The organism is Pseudobutyrivibrio sp. ACV-2, from assembly GCF_900107545.1.
GTDB lineage: Bacteria > Bacillota > Clostridia > Lachnospirales > Lachnospiraceae > Pseudobutyrivibrio.
Map to the genome: position 1 here is coordinate 80,431 of NZ_FNQZ01000006.1, position 15,580 is coordinate 96,010.

Below are 15,580 nucleotides of genomic sequence, written 5' to 3' on the forward strand. Positions count from 1 at the left end.
CGTGAAAAGTAGAAATAGTGATTTTATAAAACCTCAGAACGGACCAGTTACATTTATTTTGGTGGCAATTAATATAATTGTCTTTATTGTGCTGGAACTGATGGGGAACACAAACGATGGAGAATTTATGCTGCTAAACGGCGCGATGAATCCATCGTTTGTTTTATATAGGCATGAATGGTACAGACTTTTTACCTGCATGTTCATGCATTTTGGAATTAATCATCTGGCAAATAATATGCTTCTGCTGTTTCTGCTGGGGCAGATTTTTGAGAGAGCAGTAGGAGCAACCAGGTATTTAGGAATATATTTGGGGTCAGGCTTAGCTGGTTCCTTTTTGTCATTCTTTTATATGTGTTTAATGGGAAAAAACGATATTGTGGCCGGAGCATCAGGGGCTATATTTGGAATAATAGGCGGAATGATAATTGTGGTCATTTTCAACAAAGGGAAATATAGTGGCATAAGCACCAAAAGAATGATATTCATGGCTCTTCTAACTCTTTATTTTGGATTTACCACAGCTGGCACCGATAATGTTGGCCATTTGGGAGGCCTGGTAGCTGGAATTATTTTTACAATCATCACTTACGGCATACCTACAGCGTTAAAACATGTGATAGAAAAAGGTAAAACCAACAGTTCCGTTGATTTTGAGTAGAAAAATCTCTATACTTTTAAGTAACCAATGTTGATAAAGAGGGGTAATTTTATGAAGGTAAACATTTACTATGGGGGACGTGGACTTCTAGAGGACCCAACACTTTATGTAATAGGAAAAATGCAGCAGGTACTTACAGAGCTTCAGGTTGAGGTGAATCTGTATAAAATTTTTGAGCAGAAAAACGCCATTTCCATGTTGCCACAGACTTTGAAGGATGCGGATGGTATCATCCTTGCCACCACAGTTGAATGGCTGGGAATAGGCGGATATATGAACCAGTTTCTGGACGCTTGCTGGCTTTATGCGGACAAAACAGCACTTGCCTCTACTTACATGCAGCCTGTAGTTATGTCCACTACCTACGGCGAGAGAGAGGCTATGGTTACTCTTGAAAATGCCTGGGAAATCTTGGGTGGATTGCCTTGCTCAGGCTTTTGCGGCTATGTGGAAGATGTGAAGGAATTCCGCGAAAATGCAGATTATGCTCACATTATTGAAAAAAAGGTTGAGACACTTTACCGCACCATTTCACAGCACACAAAGGGTCTTCCTACTAGTAATCAGGCCGTAACCCGCAGCATTCTTCGCACGCAGCAGCTTGATCTTTCTCCACAGGAGACAGAGCAGCTTTCCAAATTTGTTTCTGACGAGGAGTATGTTCAGACTCAGAAAGCAGATATTGCGGATTTAACCAGCCTGTTTAAGGACATGCTTGGAAAAAATAAAGAAGACAGTGGTGGCGAATATATAAAGGATTTCAAGGAGAATTTCAAGGGAAATTCAGAATTTTCCGCTAAATATCTTTTTATGATTGAGGGCAAAGAAAAACCTCTGTTTCTTGGAATTACAGGCAACGAAATGGATTGCCACTATGGAAAGGAAGAAAATATTGATGTTTACATGAAACTTTCATCAAGCATCATGGACAATATTGTGGCGGGCCGTGAGACCTTCCAGAGAGCATTTTCCGTAGGAGATATGACAGCAAAGGGCAATTTCAGAACCCTTAGAATGCTAGACGAATTATTAACTTTCAGCGCATAGGAGGAAACATGAAGGACGAAAAATGTATTTTTTGTAAGCTTGCAAATGGAGATATTCCAACAAATTTTATATATGAGGATGATGATTTCAAAGTGATTTTAGACGCAGGCCCTGCAACAAAAGGACATGCACTTATTTTACCAAAAAATCATTTCGCAAATCTTTTTGAGATTGATGAGGAGACAGCTGCTAAAGCACTTCCTCTGGCAAAGAAAATCGCAAAGAACATGATGGATAAGCTGGGCTGCGCAGGAATTAACCTGGTACAAAATAATGGTGAAGCTGCCGGACAGACAGTTCACCATTTTCATATCCATGTGATACCTCGTTATGAGGGTGATGACAAAGCTATGTGTGCTTGGAAGCCACAGGAGCTTAAAGAAGCAGATGCTAAGGAGCTTGTTGAAAAATTAAGCTTGTAATATCAAATCCATAATGACCTTATTGGCGTCCAGTAGATTGCTGGATGCCATTTTTTCTTTAATCGCATCTCTGCGAGAGAAAACATCCTGAATGCTTGAAAGTAAAAGCTCGGAAGTAAGAGTCTCTTCCTGTAAAACAGTGGAAAAGCCCTGCTTTTCGTAGCTGTTGGCATTTAATATCTGGTCACCTCTACTTGCAGCAGCAGATAATGGAATCAGGATATTTGGAATCTTAAGAGCAAGAATCTCGCTGATTGAGTTAGCACCGGCGCGGCTAATCATGATATCTGTCATAGCAAAAATATCATTGAGCTGTTCACTAATGAACTCATATTGTTGATAACCGGCCTTTTCTTTAATGTCTTTGTTGATATTTCCCTTGCCCACAAGGTGCACAATCTGGAAAGTCTTGAGCAATTCGTCAAGGGACTCCCAAACTGCATTATTAATGAAACGAGAACCGATGCTGCCGCCCATAATAAGAAGAACCGGCTTGTCCTCAGCAAATCCACAGAATGAAAGTCCAGCCTCTCTAGAGCCGCTGAAAAGTTCCTGACGGATAGGAGAGCCTGTGTGGACAGCCTTGCCCTCAGGAAGATACTGCATAGTCTCAGGGAAATTGCAGCAAACCTTTGTAGCAAAAGGAATGGCAAGCTTGTTTGCAAGACCAGGTGTCATATCTGACTCGTGAATGATGGCAGGAATATGCTGACGTCCAGCCGCCATAACAACTGGCACAGAAACAAATCCACCTTTAGAAAATACCACATCTGGCTGAATGTGCTTTAGCAGCTGATTTGCCTCAGAAAAGCCCTTGATTACACGGAATGGGTCAGTGAAATTCTTCCAGTCGTGATAGCGTCTAAGTTTTCCGGAAGAAATGCCGTAGTAAGTGATTCCAGCGTCTTCTACAAGCTTTTTCTCGATGCCATTGTAAGAACCGATGTAGGAAATTTCGTAACCGGCCTTCTTTAATAGAGGAACTAATGCCAGATTAGGAGTAACATGTCCGGCAGTTCCACCACCAGTCATAACTATTTTTTTCATATATTTAATCCTCAAAATGTTTATATTTTCATAACCAGTAATTGGCTACAAATTCTATAATATCAAGACATTTTTAAATGTCAAATGGCGAAAATTTGACATTTAGGGCCAGAAGTGTTATATTATGTCACGTAACAACTTCGTAATATTTAAACATATTTCGTAAAAAAGTGGAGGCTTATGAACAAATTAAGCAATAATCTTTCTGCAATGTACACACATTATCGTAAAAAAATAAACAAGCGTACCAAGCAGTCAGTGGCGCTTGCGCTTTCTACAGCTCTTTTGATTACAGGGGCTTATATCGACCAGCCTACTAAATTAACTGTAGATGTTTCTCCAAAACCAGCCAGCACGGCAGGTGTATTTGCTGCGGTGTCAGCTATGGATCTCAGCGTAAGTTCATCTAATTTTGATTTTGCATCTGCAGATGTTACAGTAGTTGCAGCTACTTCAGACCAGGTAGATCCAGATAAAGCAGACATCTACGACGAATGGGCTGACAAAATAGTAGCTGATGTTGATGATTTCCTCTATGTTCGCGCAGAGGCAGATATAGCATCTGAGGTGGTAGCAAAGCTTCGCAAGGGCGATATGGCTACACTCGTAGATGTTTTCGATGGTTGGTACGAGATTGAGTCTGGAAATGCTCACGGATATGTATCAGCTGATTATTGTGTTACAGGAATTGAGGCATATGAGCTTGCACTTGATGTGTGCGACACATATGCAACTATAGATGTTAATGGTCTTCGTGTCAGAGATGAGGCATCAGAGGATGCTAAAATCGTCACAGCTGTTTCAAAGGGAACAAAGCTTGAGGTAGACACAGAAGCCGAGGAAGTAGAAGGCTGGGTAGCTGTTAAATACGACGGCAAAAAAGGCTACGTTAAGGCTGATTATGTTCAAGTAGATTTGGCTACAGGCGAAGCAATCACACTTGAGGAAGAGGCTGAGGCCATAAGGGCAGCTGAAGAAGCCGCAGCCAAGAAAGCTGCAGAGCAGGCAGCACAGAAAGAGGCCGCTAAAGCTGCAGCAGCGCAGACAGCATCTGCAAAGCAGTCTGTTATTGCATCAGCTGATGACCTTACACTTCTTGCAGCAATCATCCAGATTGAGGCCGGCAGTGAGTTATACGAGGGACAGGTTGCTGTAGGTGCAGTTGTAATGAACAGAGTTGTAAGCGGTTCATATGCCAACTCTATCGAGGGAGTTATCTTCCAGAAGGGGCAGTTCTCTACATCCCGTATGTCATCAGTTGTGGCAAATGGTCCAAAGGCTTCATGCGTGCAGGCAGCACAGGAGGCCATGGCAGGTGTAGATCCTACAGGAGGACTTACCCACTTTAGACGTGCAGGTTCCAAGTCAGGCTACATCATTGGTAACCACGTATTCTACTAATTGTTAATATTATTCAAAAATATACGAGCTCTTGGTCTTTACCCAAGAGCTCTTTTGTGTTATGATGCATAATAAATCACAACTAATGAATATTTATACATAAGAACGATGGAGGTGCGTTATGTTAAAAGGTAAGAATTTTTTAAAGATGCTTGATTTTACACCAGAAGAGATTAATTATTTAATCGATTTATCTCTGAAATTAAAGGAAGAAAAGAAGCAGGGAAAGTCACAAAAGGACTATATGTCAGGAAAAAACATTGCCCTGATTTTCGAAAAAACATCTACCCGCACCCGTTGTTCCTTTGAGGTAGCTGCCTATGATATGGGAGTTTGTGTAACATATCTGGATCCATCAGGCTCTCAGATTGGTAAAAAAGAATCAATGGCAGATACAGCTCGTGTATTAGGCCGCATGTTTGATGGTATTGAGTACCGTGGTTTTGAGCAGACAAAGGTGGAAGACTTAGCTAAATATTCAGGCGTGCCAGTATGGAACGGTCTTACAAACGAGTCACATCCTACACAGATGATTGCAGATATGATGACCATAAAGGAACATTTTGGAAAATTACAGGGAATAAAATTTGTATATATGGGCGATGCCCGCTATAATATGGGTAATTCACTAATGGTTACATGTGCAAAGCTTGGAATGGATTTTGTAGCCTGCACCAATAAAAATTACTTCCCTGAGGAAGGCCTTGTAAAGCAGTGCCAGGAAATCGCAAGTCAGACAGGAGCTACCATCACTCTCACAGAGGATGTGGCAGAAGGCTGCAAGGATGCAGATGTTATCTACACAGACGTATGGGTTTCAATGGGCGAGCCTGACGAGGTTTGGGCAGAGCGTATTGAAGAATTAAGCCCATATCAGGTAAATGCAAAGGCATTTTCTTATGCAAAGGAGGGTGCAAAGTTTATGCACTGTCTACCTGCATTCCACGACCTAAATACAACCATTGGTAAAGAAATATACGAAAAATTCGGTATCGACTGCATGGAAGTTACCGATGAAATATTTGAAAGTGAGCGTTCTATTGTCTTTGATGAGGCAGAGAATCGTATGCATTCAATAAAGGCAGTTATGTACGCAACATTGGGAAATGCTTAAAGAACTAGACTTTGAATACTATGAATCAGTAGATTCAACCAACGACAGAATAAAAGTAAGAGCGCATGATGGAGCAGGCCAGGGACTAATCATTTCTGCAGGTACTCAGACAGCTGGAAAGGGACGAATAGGTAGAAAATGGGAATCCCCAACACAGGATTCCATTTCTACATCTATTCTTTTAAAACCAGAGGAGATAAACCTAGAAGCTGTTGCCACTATCACCATAATAGCAGCAATGGCGGTAAGAAGTGCCTTGGAAAAGACCTGTGGCCTGAAGCCTATGATTAAATGGCCAAATGATATTGTCTTAGATGGCAAAAAAATATGCGGTATCCTCACCGAAATGGAAATGAAGGACGGCAAGGTGTGGTTCGTAACCTGCGGAATAGGGGTGAACGTCCATAATGCTGGTTTTCCAGAGGAGATTGCATACAAAGCCACATCTGTAGATTTAGAGCTAAAAAAGCTTGGAAGAAACGAAAAAAGCAGCAGAAAAGCCATTACTACAGCCATCTGGGAGAACTTTAGAGAGTATTACAATATCTTCCTTGAGACAGCAGATTTGACAGGACTTAAGGAAGAATATGAAAGAAACCTTGCTAATCGTGGCGAACGTGTTAGAATAGAAGCTCAGGAAAACTCCTATGAAGCTAAAGCTATCGGCATCAACAATCATGGTGAGCTGATAGTTGAAGTGGATGGAAATAGACAAATCATACGCACCGGAGAGGTTTCGGTGAGAGGAATATACGGTTACGTTTAATTAGATAGGTAGGAAAATGGAAGAGGTAACATTATGCGGCGCAAGCTGCTACACTAAAAAATACTATTTAAATCCAGATTTTGAGGGCCTCCCTCCAATGGTAAAGGATGAGCTGAAAATCATGTGTGTCATGTACACCGAAGAGGTCAGCGGTACTATCCAGCTTATATACGAGGAGGATGGTGCACTTAGAATTCAGGTGGACCACAACGAGGATGACCTATTGTACGATGAAATCGGCTCTGCCCTTGAGGTAAAGAGAATGCAAAGAGAGCGTACAGAATTATTTGAGGCGCTTGAAACATATTACAAGGTTGTGTTCTTAGGCGAGACCTTTGAATAGAAAGGAATAATCATGTTACTTACAATAGACGTTGGAAATACAAATATCACAATGGGTGTGTTCGATGGCGAGGAATTACTTGGCTCATTTCGTTTCACAACCAAAATAAATCGTACATCAGATGAATTTGGTATAGTTATTCGTGAAATTCTTAGCTCTAACAATTTGGACTATTCAAAGATTGAAGATGTTATTATCGCATCTGTAGTACCAAATGTTATGCACTCACTGACAAGCTCAATCATCAAATATTTTGATATTCAGCCTATTATCGTTGAGGCGGGCATCAAGACAGGTATCAGAATTGCTACAGAGAATCCAAAGCAGATAGGTGCAGACAGAATCGTAGATGCAGCAGGTGCTTATGAGCTCTACGGTGGCCCTGTTTTAGTTCTTGATTTTGGAACTGCTACTACATACGATTTGGTGGACGAAAAGGGCGCATTTGTTTCAGGTGTAACAGCCCCTGGAATTCGTATCAGTGCTCGCGCACTTTGGGAAGATGCTGCAAAGCTTCCTGAAATAGAAATCAAAAAGCCTGAGAAAATCCTTGCAAAGGAAACCATTTCTTCTATGCAGGCAGGTCTTGTGTACGGACAGATTGGACAGACTGAATACATTGTCAGCCACATGATAAAGGAAAGCGGTTATGAGAATGTAAAGGTTGTAGCTACAGGAGGTCTTGGCAATCTTATCGCCAGTGAGACAAAGTGTATCGACATCTACAATCCTAACCTTACACTTTATGGTATGAAGTTTATTTACGATAAGCAAAAGAGATAATTAGAAATATATACATGATTGAAAAATTAACAATTGGAAATGTAACATTAGACAATAATTTAATTTTGGCACCAATGGCAGGCGTAACAGACCTGCCATTTCGTTTGCTATGCAAGGAGCAGGGGGCAGCCCTATGCTGCATGGAGATGGTCAGTGCCAAAGGGATTTATTATAATAACAAAAATACTGAAAGTTTGCTCACAGTAGACGAAAGAGAGCGTCCTGTAAGCCTGCAGCTGTTTGGCTCAGACCCTGAAATCATGGGGGCCATGGCTGCAAAAATCCAGCATAGAAATTTTGACATATTAGATATCAATATGGGCTGCCCGGTGCCAAAGGTGGTAAATAACGGAGATGGTTCAGCTCTCATGAAAAATCCTGTTCTTGCGGGACAGATTATAGAGAGTATGGTTAAAGCCACTGAAAAACCGGTAACGGTTAAAATTCGAAAGGGTTTTGACGATGAACATATTAATGCAGTAGAGATGGCCCATGTGGCTCAGGAGTCAGGTGCAGCTGCTGTTGCGGTTCATGGCCGTACCAGAGAGCAGTACTATTCAGGGAAGGCTGACTGGAGCATCATTGCAGATGTAAAGCAGGCGGTGTCCATACCAGTTATTGGAAATGGTGATATTCTTGATGCTAAGGACGTAATCGCCATGAAGGAGCAGACAGGTTGCGATGGATTCATGATAGGCAGAGGTGCCCAGGGAAATCCATGGATATTCCATCAGATTCTCCACTATTTTGAGACTGGTGAACTGATAGGAAAACCACCTATGGAAGAGATGGTTAAAACCATGCTTCGTCATGCCAAGCTACAGATAGAATTCAAAGGAGACTATCTGGGAATTCGTGAAATGCGTAAGCATGCAGCCTGGTACACAGCAGGCTACAAGGGCGCCAGCAAGCTACGTGGTGCCATCAATAATGTGGAAAGCTACGAGGATTTAGAGAATTTATTTGAAGAATTTATGAACCATTATGGGAATTCTTGACATCAATAATATGGTGGCTTATAATCACTAAAGTTACAGAGAATTACAAGAAGTTTTGCCTTTATTTTTAAGGGAAAATCAATAACAATAAATCCGAATGAAAGGAAAATTTTATGGAAGCAAAGAAGAATTTACTTACCGCTGAAGGACTTAAAATATTAGAGGACGAACTTGAGGATCTCAAGGTTAATAAACGTAAAGAAGTATCTCAGAAGATTAAGGAAGCCAGAGAGCAGGGTGACCTTTCAGAAAACGCTGAGTACGATGCTGCAAAGGACGAACAGCGCGATATCGAGGCTCGTATCGAAGAAATCGAGAAAATCCTTAAGAACGCTGAAGTTGTTACAGACGAACACGACACAAAGAACATTAACATCGGTTGGACAGTTAAGCTTCTTGACGTAGAGTTCGACGAGGAAGTTGAATATAAAATCGTTGGTTCTACAGAGGCAAACAGTCTCAAGGGCAAAATCTCAAACGAATCACCAGTAGGCAAGGCTATCATTGGACACAAGGCCGGCGAAACAGTCACAGTAGAGACAGAAGCAGGTGAATTCCAGTACAAGATTCTTGAGGCAAATAAGTCTAAGTAATACGTAGGATAATAATACGTCGCAATCCGGTGTTGGGTTGCGGCGTATTTTTGTTTATTGATATTCACTTTTATTTCATCCAAAGGAGGGACATAATGCTAGCAAAATTAAAGAAAAAATACATTGGTGACAAGGCGTTTTATAGAAGATATATTTTCCTTGCTACGCCTATGATTATCCAACAGGCCATTACAAATTTTGTAAGCTTTTTAGACAACCTTATGGTAGGTCAGTTGGGCCAGGAAGCTATCTCTGCAGTTGCCACAGTAAACCAGCTAAATTTTGTATTTTCACTGGCTATATTTGGCGCAGCTTCAGCAGGCAGTATTTACGGTGCCCAGTATTTCGGCAAAGGCGACCACAAGGGGCACATGTATACATTCCGTTTCAAGCTGTATGCTACATTGCTTGCCACAATCCTAGGAATAATTTTGTTTATGGCCCAGGGTAGTAATCTTATCTCTCTGTTCCTTACAGAAAGTGAGGGGGCATCGCCAGAGCTTGCATTATCTCTTGGTATGGAATACCTAAGCATCATTCTAGTGGGACTTATACCATTTGCTGTAAATCAGGCCTATGCAACAAATATTAAAGAAACAGGTCAAACAGTTATTCCTATGATTGCCGGTATGGTGGCCGTTGCAACCAATGCAGTGCTTGACTACTGCCTAATTTTTGGATTTGTTTTCTTCCCAAAGCTTGGGGTACAAGGAGCAGCCCTTGCAACAGTAATCGCCAGATATATCGAGTGCGCAATAGTAGTGGTATGGGCTCATACACATAGATCCTTGAATAGATATCTTGAGGGTGCATATCTGGGATTTGGTCTTCCAAAGGACATATTCAGACAGATTATGATAAAGGGTGCACCACTTATGGTAAACGAGGTGCTTTGGGCTGCCGGTGTTAGCGCTGTAACACAGAGTTATTCAGTGCGTGGCATGAACGTGCTGACAGCATTAAGCATTTCAAATACTGTTGGAAATTTGTTTAACATCGTATTTATCCAACTTGGTGCTTGTATCAGCATCATAGTAGGTCAGTACTTAGGCGCCGGAGAGCTTGAAGAGGCCAAGGATGCAGACAATAAGATGATTGCCTTCAGCGTATTTTGCTGCACCATCATGGCAATAATCATGTTTGCAATCGGAGGCCTGTTCCCAAGAATTTACAATGTTGACCCTGAGATAAGACATCTTGCAACACGATTTATTGCAGTGGCAGCTATTTGGATGCCATTTTGTTCATTCAGTCACTGCTCATATTTCACACTGCGTTCAGGAGGAAAGACACTTGTTACATTCCTGTTTGACTCAGTGTTTACATGGGTTATTATGGCTCCGCTTGCATTTGTGCTGGCACATTATTCACCACTTGGCATTGTTGCGGTATATTTCTTTGTTCAGGGAACAGAGCTTATAAAAAATATATTGGGATATTTCATGGTAAAAAGTGATGTATGGCTGGTTCAGATGGTTTAAGAAAGCCCTTTTTCATAAGGCTTCACACCTTGACATGCATTGTAACCCTAGCTATAATTTAGTAGTTTAAGAACAAGTAAAATAATAGTTTAAATAGATAAGGAGTAAATATGGCAGAACAGGATATTAACCAGTTACTTAAGGTTCGCCGTGAAAAGCTTTCTGCACTTCAGGAGGCAGGTAAGGACCCATTCCAGATTACAAAGTTTGACCAGACACATCACACAGATGAGGTCATCTCACTTTACGAGGAGCATGAGTCAAAGCTTTTAGCAGGCCGTGCAGCAGTTAATACTGACGGCATGGATGAAGAGGCTGCAAAGCAGGCAGTTAATGATGATTACAATGAGCGTCGCTCAATCATGGATGCACAGCCAATCCACGTTAGCATCGCAGGACGTATGATGTTCAAGCGTGTTATGGGTAAGGCAAGCTTCTGCAACATTCGTGATCGCAAGGGTGATATCCAGGTTTATGTTGCCAGAGATGCAATCGGCGAGGAGCCATACGCAGATTTCAAGAAGTCAGATATCGGTGATATCTATGGTATCAAGGGCTGGGCTTTCAGAACAAAGACTGGTGAGATTTCTATCCACGCTGAGGAGCTTACTTTACTGTCAAAGTCTCTTCAGATTCTTCCAGAGAAGTTCCATGGACTTACAGATACAGATATGAGATATCGTCAGCGTTACGTTGACCTTGTTATGAACAAGGATTCACGTGAGGTATTTGTTAAGCGCTCACTCATGATGAAGGAAATCCGCAACTTCCTTGCAGAGCGTGATTTCATGGAGGTTGAGACACCTATTCTTGTTTCAAATGCAGGTGGTGCAGCAGCTCGCCCATTTGAGACACATTACAACTCACTTAATGAGGATGTTAAGCTTCGTATCTCTCTTGAGCTTTACCTTAAGAGACTTATCGTAGGTGGATTCGAGCGCGTTTATGAAATCGGTCGTGTATTCCGTAACGAGGGCGTTGATACTCGTCATAATCCTGAGTTCACACTTATGGAGCTTTACCAGGCATACACAGACTACGAGGGCATGATGGAACTCACTGAGACTATGTTCCGTCGTCTTGCTGAAAAGGTTGTTGGTTCTACAAAGATTTCTTACAACGGAATCGAAATCGACCTTGGTAAGCCTTTCGAGAGAATGACTATGACAGACGCTGTAAAGAAGTTTGCAGGCGTTGATTTTGATACTATTGCTGATGATGAGGCAGCAAAGGCTATCGCTCGTGAAAAGGGCGTAGAGTTTGAAGAGCGTCACAAGAAGGGTGATATCCTTAACCTCTTCTTCGAGGAGTTCTGCGAGGAGAACCTTATTCAGCCTACATTTATTACAGATCATCCAATCGAGATTTCACCTCTCACAAAGAAAAAGCCTACAGACCCTACAAGAGTAGAGCGTTTCGAGCTCTTCATCAATACATGGGAAATGTGTAACGCATACTCAGAGCTTAATGACCCAATCGATCAGCGTGAGCGTTTCGCTGCTCAGGATGCTAATGCAGAAGCTGGTGACGATGAGGCTGAGCACACAGATGAGGACTTCTTAAATGCGCTCGAAATCGGAATGCCACCTACTGGTGGAATTGGGTACGGACTTGATCGTTTGTGTATGCTTCTCACAGACAGCCAAGCAATCCGCGATGTGCTCCTGTTCCCTACTATGAAGAGCCTTGATGCACCAAAGAAGAGCGCTGCAGCTGCTGATGACAAGAGCGGTTTCTTCGCTCCAAATTCAAGCATTGATTTCTCAAATGTAGCAATCGAGCCATTATTTGAGGAGCAGGTTGATTTTGACACATTCTCAAAGAGTGATTTTAGAGCAGTAAAGGTTAAGGCTTGCCAGGCAGTACCTAAGTCTAAAAAGCTTCTTCAGTTCACACTTGATGATGGAACAGGCACAGATAGAACAATCCTTTCAGGAATTCACGAGTTCTACGAGCCAGAGGAATTAGTTGGTAAGACACTTGTAGCAATCACAAACCTTCCACCAAGAAAGATGATGGGCATCGAGTCTTGCGGTATGTTACTTTCAGCAGTAAACAACCTTAAGGATTCAGATGGTGAAGAGCTTCACCTTCTTATGATTGATAACCACATCCCAGCTGGTGCGAAGCTATATTAAATAAGAGCATTAAAAATCTTCTTGGATAGTAATATCCAAGGAGATTTTTTTAATAAAAAGATGATTAAGCATTAGCTAATAGACTCAGGAATATGACATATTAATTGTGCAAGCAGTCTTGCACAATTACAGGTTGAGAAACATCTGATATGATGATGAGGAGCTTTAAATTTTTAGGGGAAAGTAGACTTCTCTTCTAATGAAGCATGCTAAAATAGGTATTTTTAGTTTTTAGGAAATTGAACAAGAGAAGCAAGGAGTTTCAAATGGCTAATGACGATAAAACAATGGAGAAGAAGGTCTTTTTCTTTTGATTGCCCCAGAACAATGAGCCTAAGGCATAAGCCACCTTGACCAAAACGGCATAGAAAAAGCTAGGAGTTGCCGCTCCTAGCTTTTTTGCTTCACTGTTGAAACTCTTATTTCATTTCTTGCCTAAAATTATTATAACAAGTGAATTGGATAAGTCAATATAGAGTAAAAGCATTAAAGTATTTTTTAAAAATCTAATAAGTATAAATATAGCAGCGTGAGAGATTTTGCTATTTTAAGGGTTATGACATGTCTTTAAAGCATAGACATATTATGATATAATATGTCTATATAAGCAAGGAGGTGCCAATCATGTTTGCATTACAAGAGACAATCAGACCATCAGCTGATTTGAGAAATCATTATAACGATATATCTAAGCAGTGCAGGGAAGAGAAAGAGGCAGTTATCATTACTGTAAACGGCAGAGGCGATACTGTGTCTCTTTCATATGAGGAGTATAAGAGAATCAAGGCAAGGCTTGAGTTGCTGGAAATTCTTGCAGAGGCAGATGAGGATGTTAAGAATGGACGTGTAGCGCCTATTCAGGATACATTTGATGACCTTAGGAGTATCCTGAAGGAGGGACTGAATTGAAATACAAGATAATTCGTACTGATACCGCAGATTCCCTCATCAGAAAGATCATTCTTTATGTGGCAGAGAACTTTGGCAACGATGTTGCTCTGGAAAAGCTCGATGAGCTTGAAAAAGATATCATGTCGCTTGGAGATGATCCTTATATAGGTGTTGATCCAAAGTATGCGGTTCTTAGAAGGCAGGGCTACAAGGTCTTGATAACAAAGATGGATCTCGTGTTTTACAAGATTGATGAGAAAAATAAGGTCGTGACGGTCTATGCCGTTGTTGACCATAGACAGGACTACCTCAGTATAATCAGAGGTTTGTAAAACTGAATAACATACATGTTGATTGGTAGGGACGTTCATTTTTGAGCGTCCCTTTTTGAAAGAAAATTGGCATATAGTTTAGCTCTGTTTTTCGTTATTAAGATGTTTTTTATGAAAAAAATTATTATCTATAGGTTTGACATGACTAACCAAAAGTTATAAGATAACAGTGTTATGTAGATAACGCCGTTATCTTTTTTATTAGGGAGGAAATATGTCAACAAAGGAAAAGGAAGAAACCAAAGCAAAAATCATTGCTGCAGCTAAAGAAGAGTTTTCTGAGTACGGGTTTGAAAAATCTTCTTTAAGAAGGATATGTTCAAAAGCTGAATGTACTACAGGAGCCATTTATTTTTTCTTCAAAGATAAAGATGAACTTTTTTGTGCGATTGTAAACCAAGTGTTGCTGCCGGTACAGGAGGCTGTTGCTGGGCATATTTTAGAGGATAAAGAAAGTACCAATCATCTTTTAATTGATTCTGATTTTGAGCATGAAATCAGTTTGGCAGATAAACTCGTAGATATTTTATATTCTCATCGCGAGGAAGCATTGATTCTTTTGACAAAATCTGCAGGATCTTCATTGGAGAAAGCCCCAGATATATTTGTTGCACAGCTGGAAAAAGAATATGGAGAGCTTGCTGAAATTTATGCAAAACAAGAAGGCAAAAAAGTAGATAAATATATGGTGCATTGGCTGTCCCATTTACATGTGGAAGCATATATTCATTTAGTTACCCACGAAGAGGATGTTAATGAAGCAAAGAAAAGAACTAGAAAAATTATGCTCTTTTTAGTTAAGGGCTGGCTGGAATGTGTACTTATGTAATTCCAAGAAGTTAAGGAGGAGACAGGTGAATAAAGTATCTTTAAGAAATGTATCAAAGGTTTATAACGTGGGAGAGAAGGAATATCGAGCTTTAGACCATGTAGATTTAGACATTGAGGAAGGCAAATTTGTAGTAATACTAGGTCCTTCAGGAGCAGGAAAATCTACACTACTAAATTTGATTGGCGGTATGGATACCCCGACCGAAGGAGAAGTAATTGTAAATGGCGAAAATATAACAGGCTACTCTGAAAATAAGCTAAGTGATTTTAGAGCCGAATCGGTAGGTTTTATTTTCCAGTTTTACAATATTCTTCCGTCTCTTACAGTAAAAGAAAATGTGGAGCTGATTAATGAAATAGTAAAAAATCCTTTGGATGCCACCGAAGCACTAGAGGATGTTGGATTATCTGAGCACATGTACAAGTTCCCTAATCAGTTGTCAGGTGGGGAACAACAGCGTGTGTCTATCGCTCGTGCTATCGCAAAAAATCCAGCGTTGTTACTATGTGACGAACCAACAGGAGCCCTTGATTCTCAGACTGGTGTAATGATTCTAAAGATTTTAAAGAAGCAGACAACAAAAGAAAGAGGCAATAACACGGTTATCATCGTTACACACAATGCGCTTATTGCAGATATAGCAGACGTTGTTATTCGTGTAAAAAACGGAAAGATTAAGAGTGTGGAAGAAAATGAAAAACCAGCAAACATAGATGAGGTTCAATGGTAAA

The 15,580-nt window shown here is 40.8% G+C and carries 17 protein-coding genes; 16 read left to right on the forward strand and 1 reads right to left on the reverse strand.

Features of this window, described 5'->3' with window-relative positions:
- Position 1 precedes the first annotated feature (1 nt).
- The 3 genes from BLV53_RS08140 to BLV53_RS08150 are packed head-to-tail and all read left to right on the forward strand — an operon-like array spanning position 2 to position 2,130.
- Complete coding sequence (locus BLV53_RS08140) at positions 2 to 661, forward strand: rhomboid family intramembrane serine protease (RefSeq protein ID WP_242879057.1); 660 nt, start codon at positions 2 to 4, stop codon at positions 659 to 661.
- A 51-nt stretch (positions 662 to 712) separates the two neighbouring features.
- Positions 713 to 1,708: an SCP2 sterol-binding domain-containing protein gene (locus BLV53_RS08145; protein ID WP_090299713.1), complete on the forward strand. Its 996-nt coding sequence runs from the start codon at positions 713 to 715 to the stop codon at positions 1,706 to 1,708.
- A gap of 8 nt (positions 1,709 to 1,716) precedes the next feature.
- A complete protein-coding gene (locus tag BLV53_RS08150) occupies positions 1,717 to 2,130 on the forward strand; it encodes an HIT family protein (protein ID WP_090299714.1) in 414 nt (137 codons plus the stop codon).
- Here the strand turns inward: BLV53_RS08150 and BLV53_RS08155 are convergent.
- Positions 2,119 to 3,177 (reverse strand): undecaprenyldiphospho-muramoylpentapeptide beta-N-acetylglucosaminyltransferase, encoded by a 1,059-nt coding sequence (locus BLV53_RS08155; protein ID WP_090299716.1) that lies wholly within the window; start codon positions 3,175 to 3,177, stop codon positions 2,119 to 2,121. The genes BLV53_RS08150 and BLV53_RS08155 overlap by 12 nt on opposite strands.
- A 180-nt stretch (positions 3,178 to 3,357) precedes the next feature.
- Between BLV53_RS08155 and BLV53_RS08160 the strand changes: the two genes are divergently transcribed.
- The 13 genes from BLV53_RS08160 to BLV53_RS08220 all read left to right on the forward strand — a co-directional run bounded on the left by BLV53_RS08160 (position 3,358) and on the right by BLV53_RS08220 (position 15,579).
- On the forward strand, positions 3,358 to 4,578 hold the full coding sequence (locus BLV53_RS08160) for an SH3 domain-containing protein (RefSeq protein ID WP_090299718.1): 1,221 nt from the start codon (positions 3,358 to 3,360) through the stop codon (positions 4,576 to 4,578).
- Between the two features lie 121 nt (positions 4,579 to 4,699).
- A complete protein-coding gene (gene argF, locus BLV53_RS08165) occupies positions 4,700 to 5,692 on the forward strand; it encodes an ornithine carbamoyltransferase (protein ID WP_090299721.1) in 993 nt (330 codons plus the stop codon).
- Positions 5,685 to 6,458 (forward strand): biotin--[acetyl-CoA-carboxylase] ligase, encoded by a 774-nt coding sequence (locus tag BLV53_RS08170; protein WP_090299722.1) that lies wholly within the window; start codon positions 5,685 to 5,687, stop codon positions 6,456 to 6,458. Before argF ends, BLV53_RS08170 begins: the two co-directional genes overlap by 8 nt.
- Before the next feature lie 16 nt (positions 6,459 to 6,474).
- Entirely contained in the window at positions 6,475 to 6,801 is a 327-nt protein-coding gene (locus tag BLV53_RS08175) for a DUF6145 family protein (protein ID WP_090299723.1), read from the forward strand.
- A 12-nt stretch (positions 6,802 to 6,813) separates the two neighbouring features.
- The gene (locus BLV53_RS08180; protein ID WP_090299724.1) at positions 6,814 to 7,584 is read left to right on the forward strand and encodes a type III pantothenate kinase; all 771 of its coding nucleotides are present in this window, start codon (positions 6,814 to 6,816) and stop codon (positions 7,582 to 7,584) included.
- Between the two features lie 14 nt (positions 7,585 to 7,598).
- Positions 7,599 to 8,582, forward strand: coding sequence for a tRNA dihydrouridine synthase DusB (gene dusB, locus BLV53_RS08185; RefSeq protein ID WP_090299726.1), 984 nt, complete (start codon positions 7,599 to 7,601; stop codon positions 8,580 to 8,582).
- Between the two features lie 113 nt (positions 8,583 to 8,695).
- Positions 8,696 to 9,175 carry a transcription elongation factor GreA gene (gene greA, locus BLV53_RS08190; RefSeq protein WP_090299728.1) on the forward strand — a complete coding sequence of 160 codons (480 nt, stop codon included), beginning with the start codon at positions 8,696 to 8,698 and terminating at the stop codon, positions 9,173 to 9,175.
- A 95-nt stretch (positions 9,176 to 9,270) separates the two neighbouring features.
- The gene (locus tag BLV53_RS08195; protein WP_090299730.1) at positions 9,271 to 10,656 is read left to right on the forward strand and encodes an MATE family efflux transporter; all 1,386 of its coding nucleotides are present in this window, start codon (positions 9,271 to 9,273) and stop codon (positions 10,654 to 10,656) included.
- Between the two features lie 110 nt (positions 10,657 to 10,766).
- Positions 10,767 to 12,794 (forward strand): lysine--tRNA ligase, encoded by a 2,028-nt coding sequence (gene lysS / locus BLV53_RS08200; RefSeq protein WP_090299732.1) that lies wholly within the window; start codon positions 10,767 to 10,769, stop codon positions 12,792 to 12,794.
- 624 nt (positions 12,795 to 13,418) lie between these two features.
- On the forward strand, positions 13,419 to 13,703 hold the full coding sequence (locus tag BLV53_RS08205) for a type II toxin-antitoxin system Phd/YefM family antitoxin (protein ID WP_035764954.1): 285 nt from the start codon (positions 13,419 to 13,421) through the stop codon (positions 13,701 to 13,703).
- Positions 13,700 to 14,017 (forward strand): type II toxin-antitoxin system RelE/ParE family toxin, encoded by a 318-nt coding sequence (locus BLV53_RS08210; protein ID WP_090299734.1) that lies wholly within the window; start codon positions 13,700 to 13,702, stop codon positions 14,015 to 14,017. Before BLV53_RS08205 ends, BLV53_RS08210 begins: the two co-directional genes overlap by 4 nt.
- Before the next feature lie 214 nt (positions 14,018 to 14,231).
- Complete coding sequence (locus tag BLV53_RS08215) at positions 14,232 to 14,846, forward strand: TetR/AcrR family transcriptional regulator (protein ID WP_090299736.1); 615 nt, start codon at positions 14,232 to 14,234, stop codon at positions 14,844 to 14,846.
- Between the two features lie 25 nt (positions 14,847 to 14,871).
- Positions 14,872 to 15,579, forward strand: a complete 708-nt coding sequence (locus BLV53_RS08220) for an ABC transporter ATP-binding protein (RefSeq protein ID WP_090299739.1) — start codon at positions 14,872 to 14,874, stop codon at positions 15,577 to 15,579.
- Position 15,580: the final 1 nt, after the last annotated feature.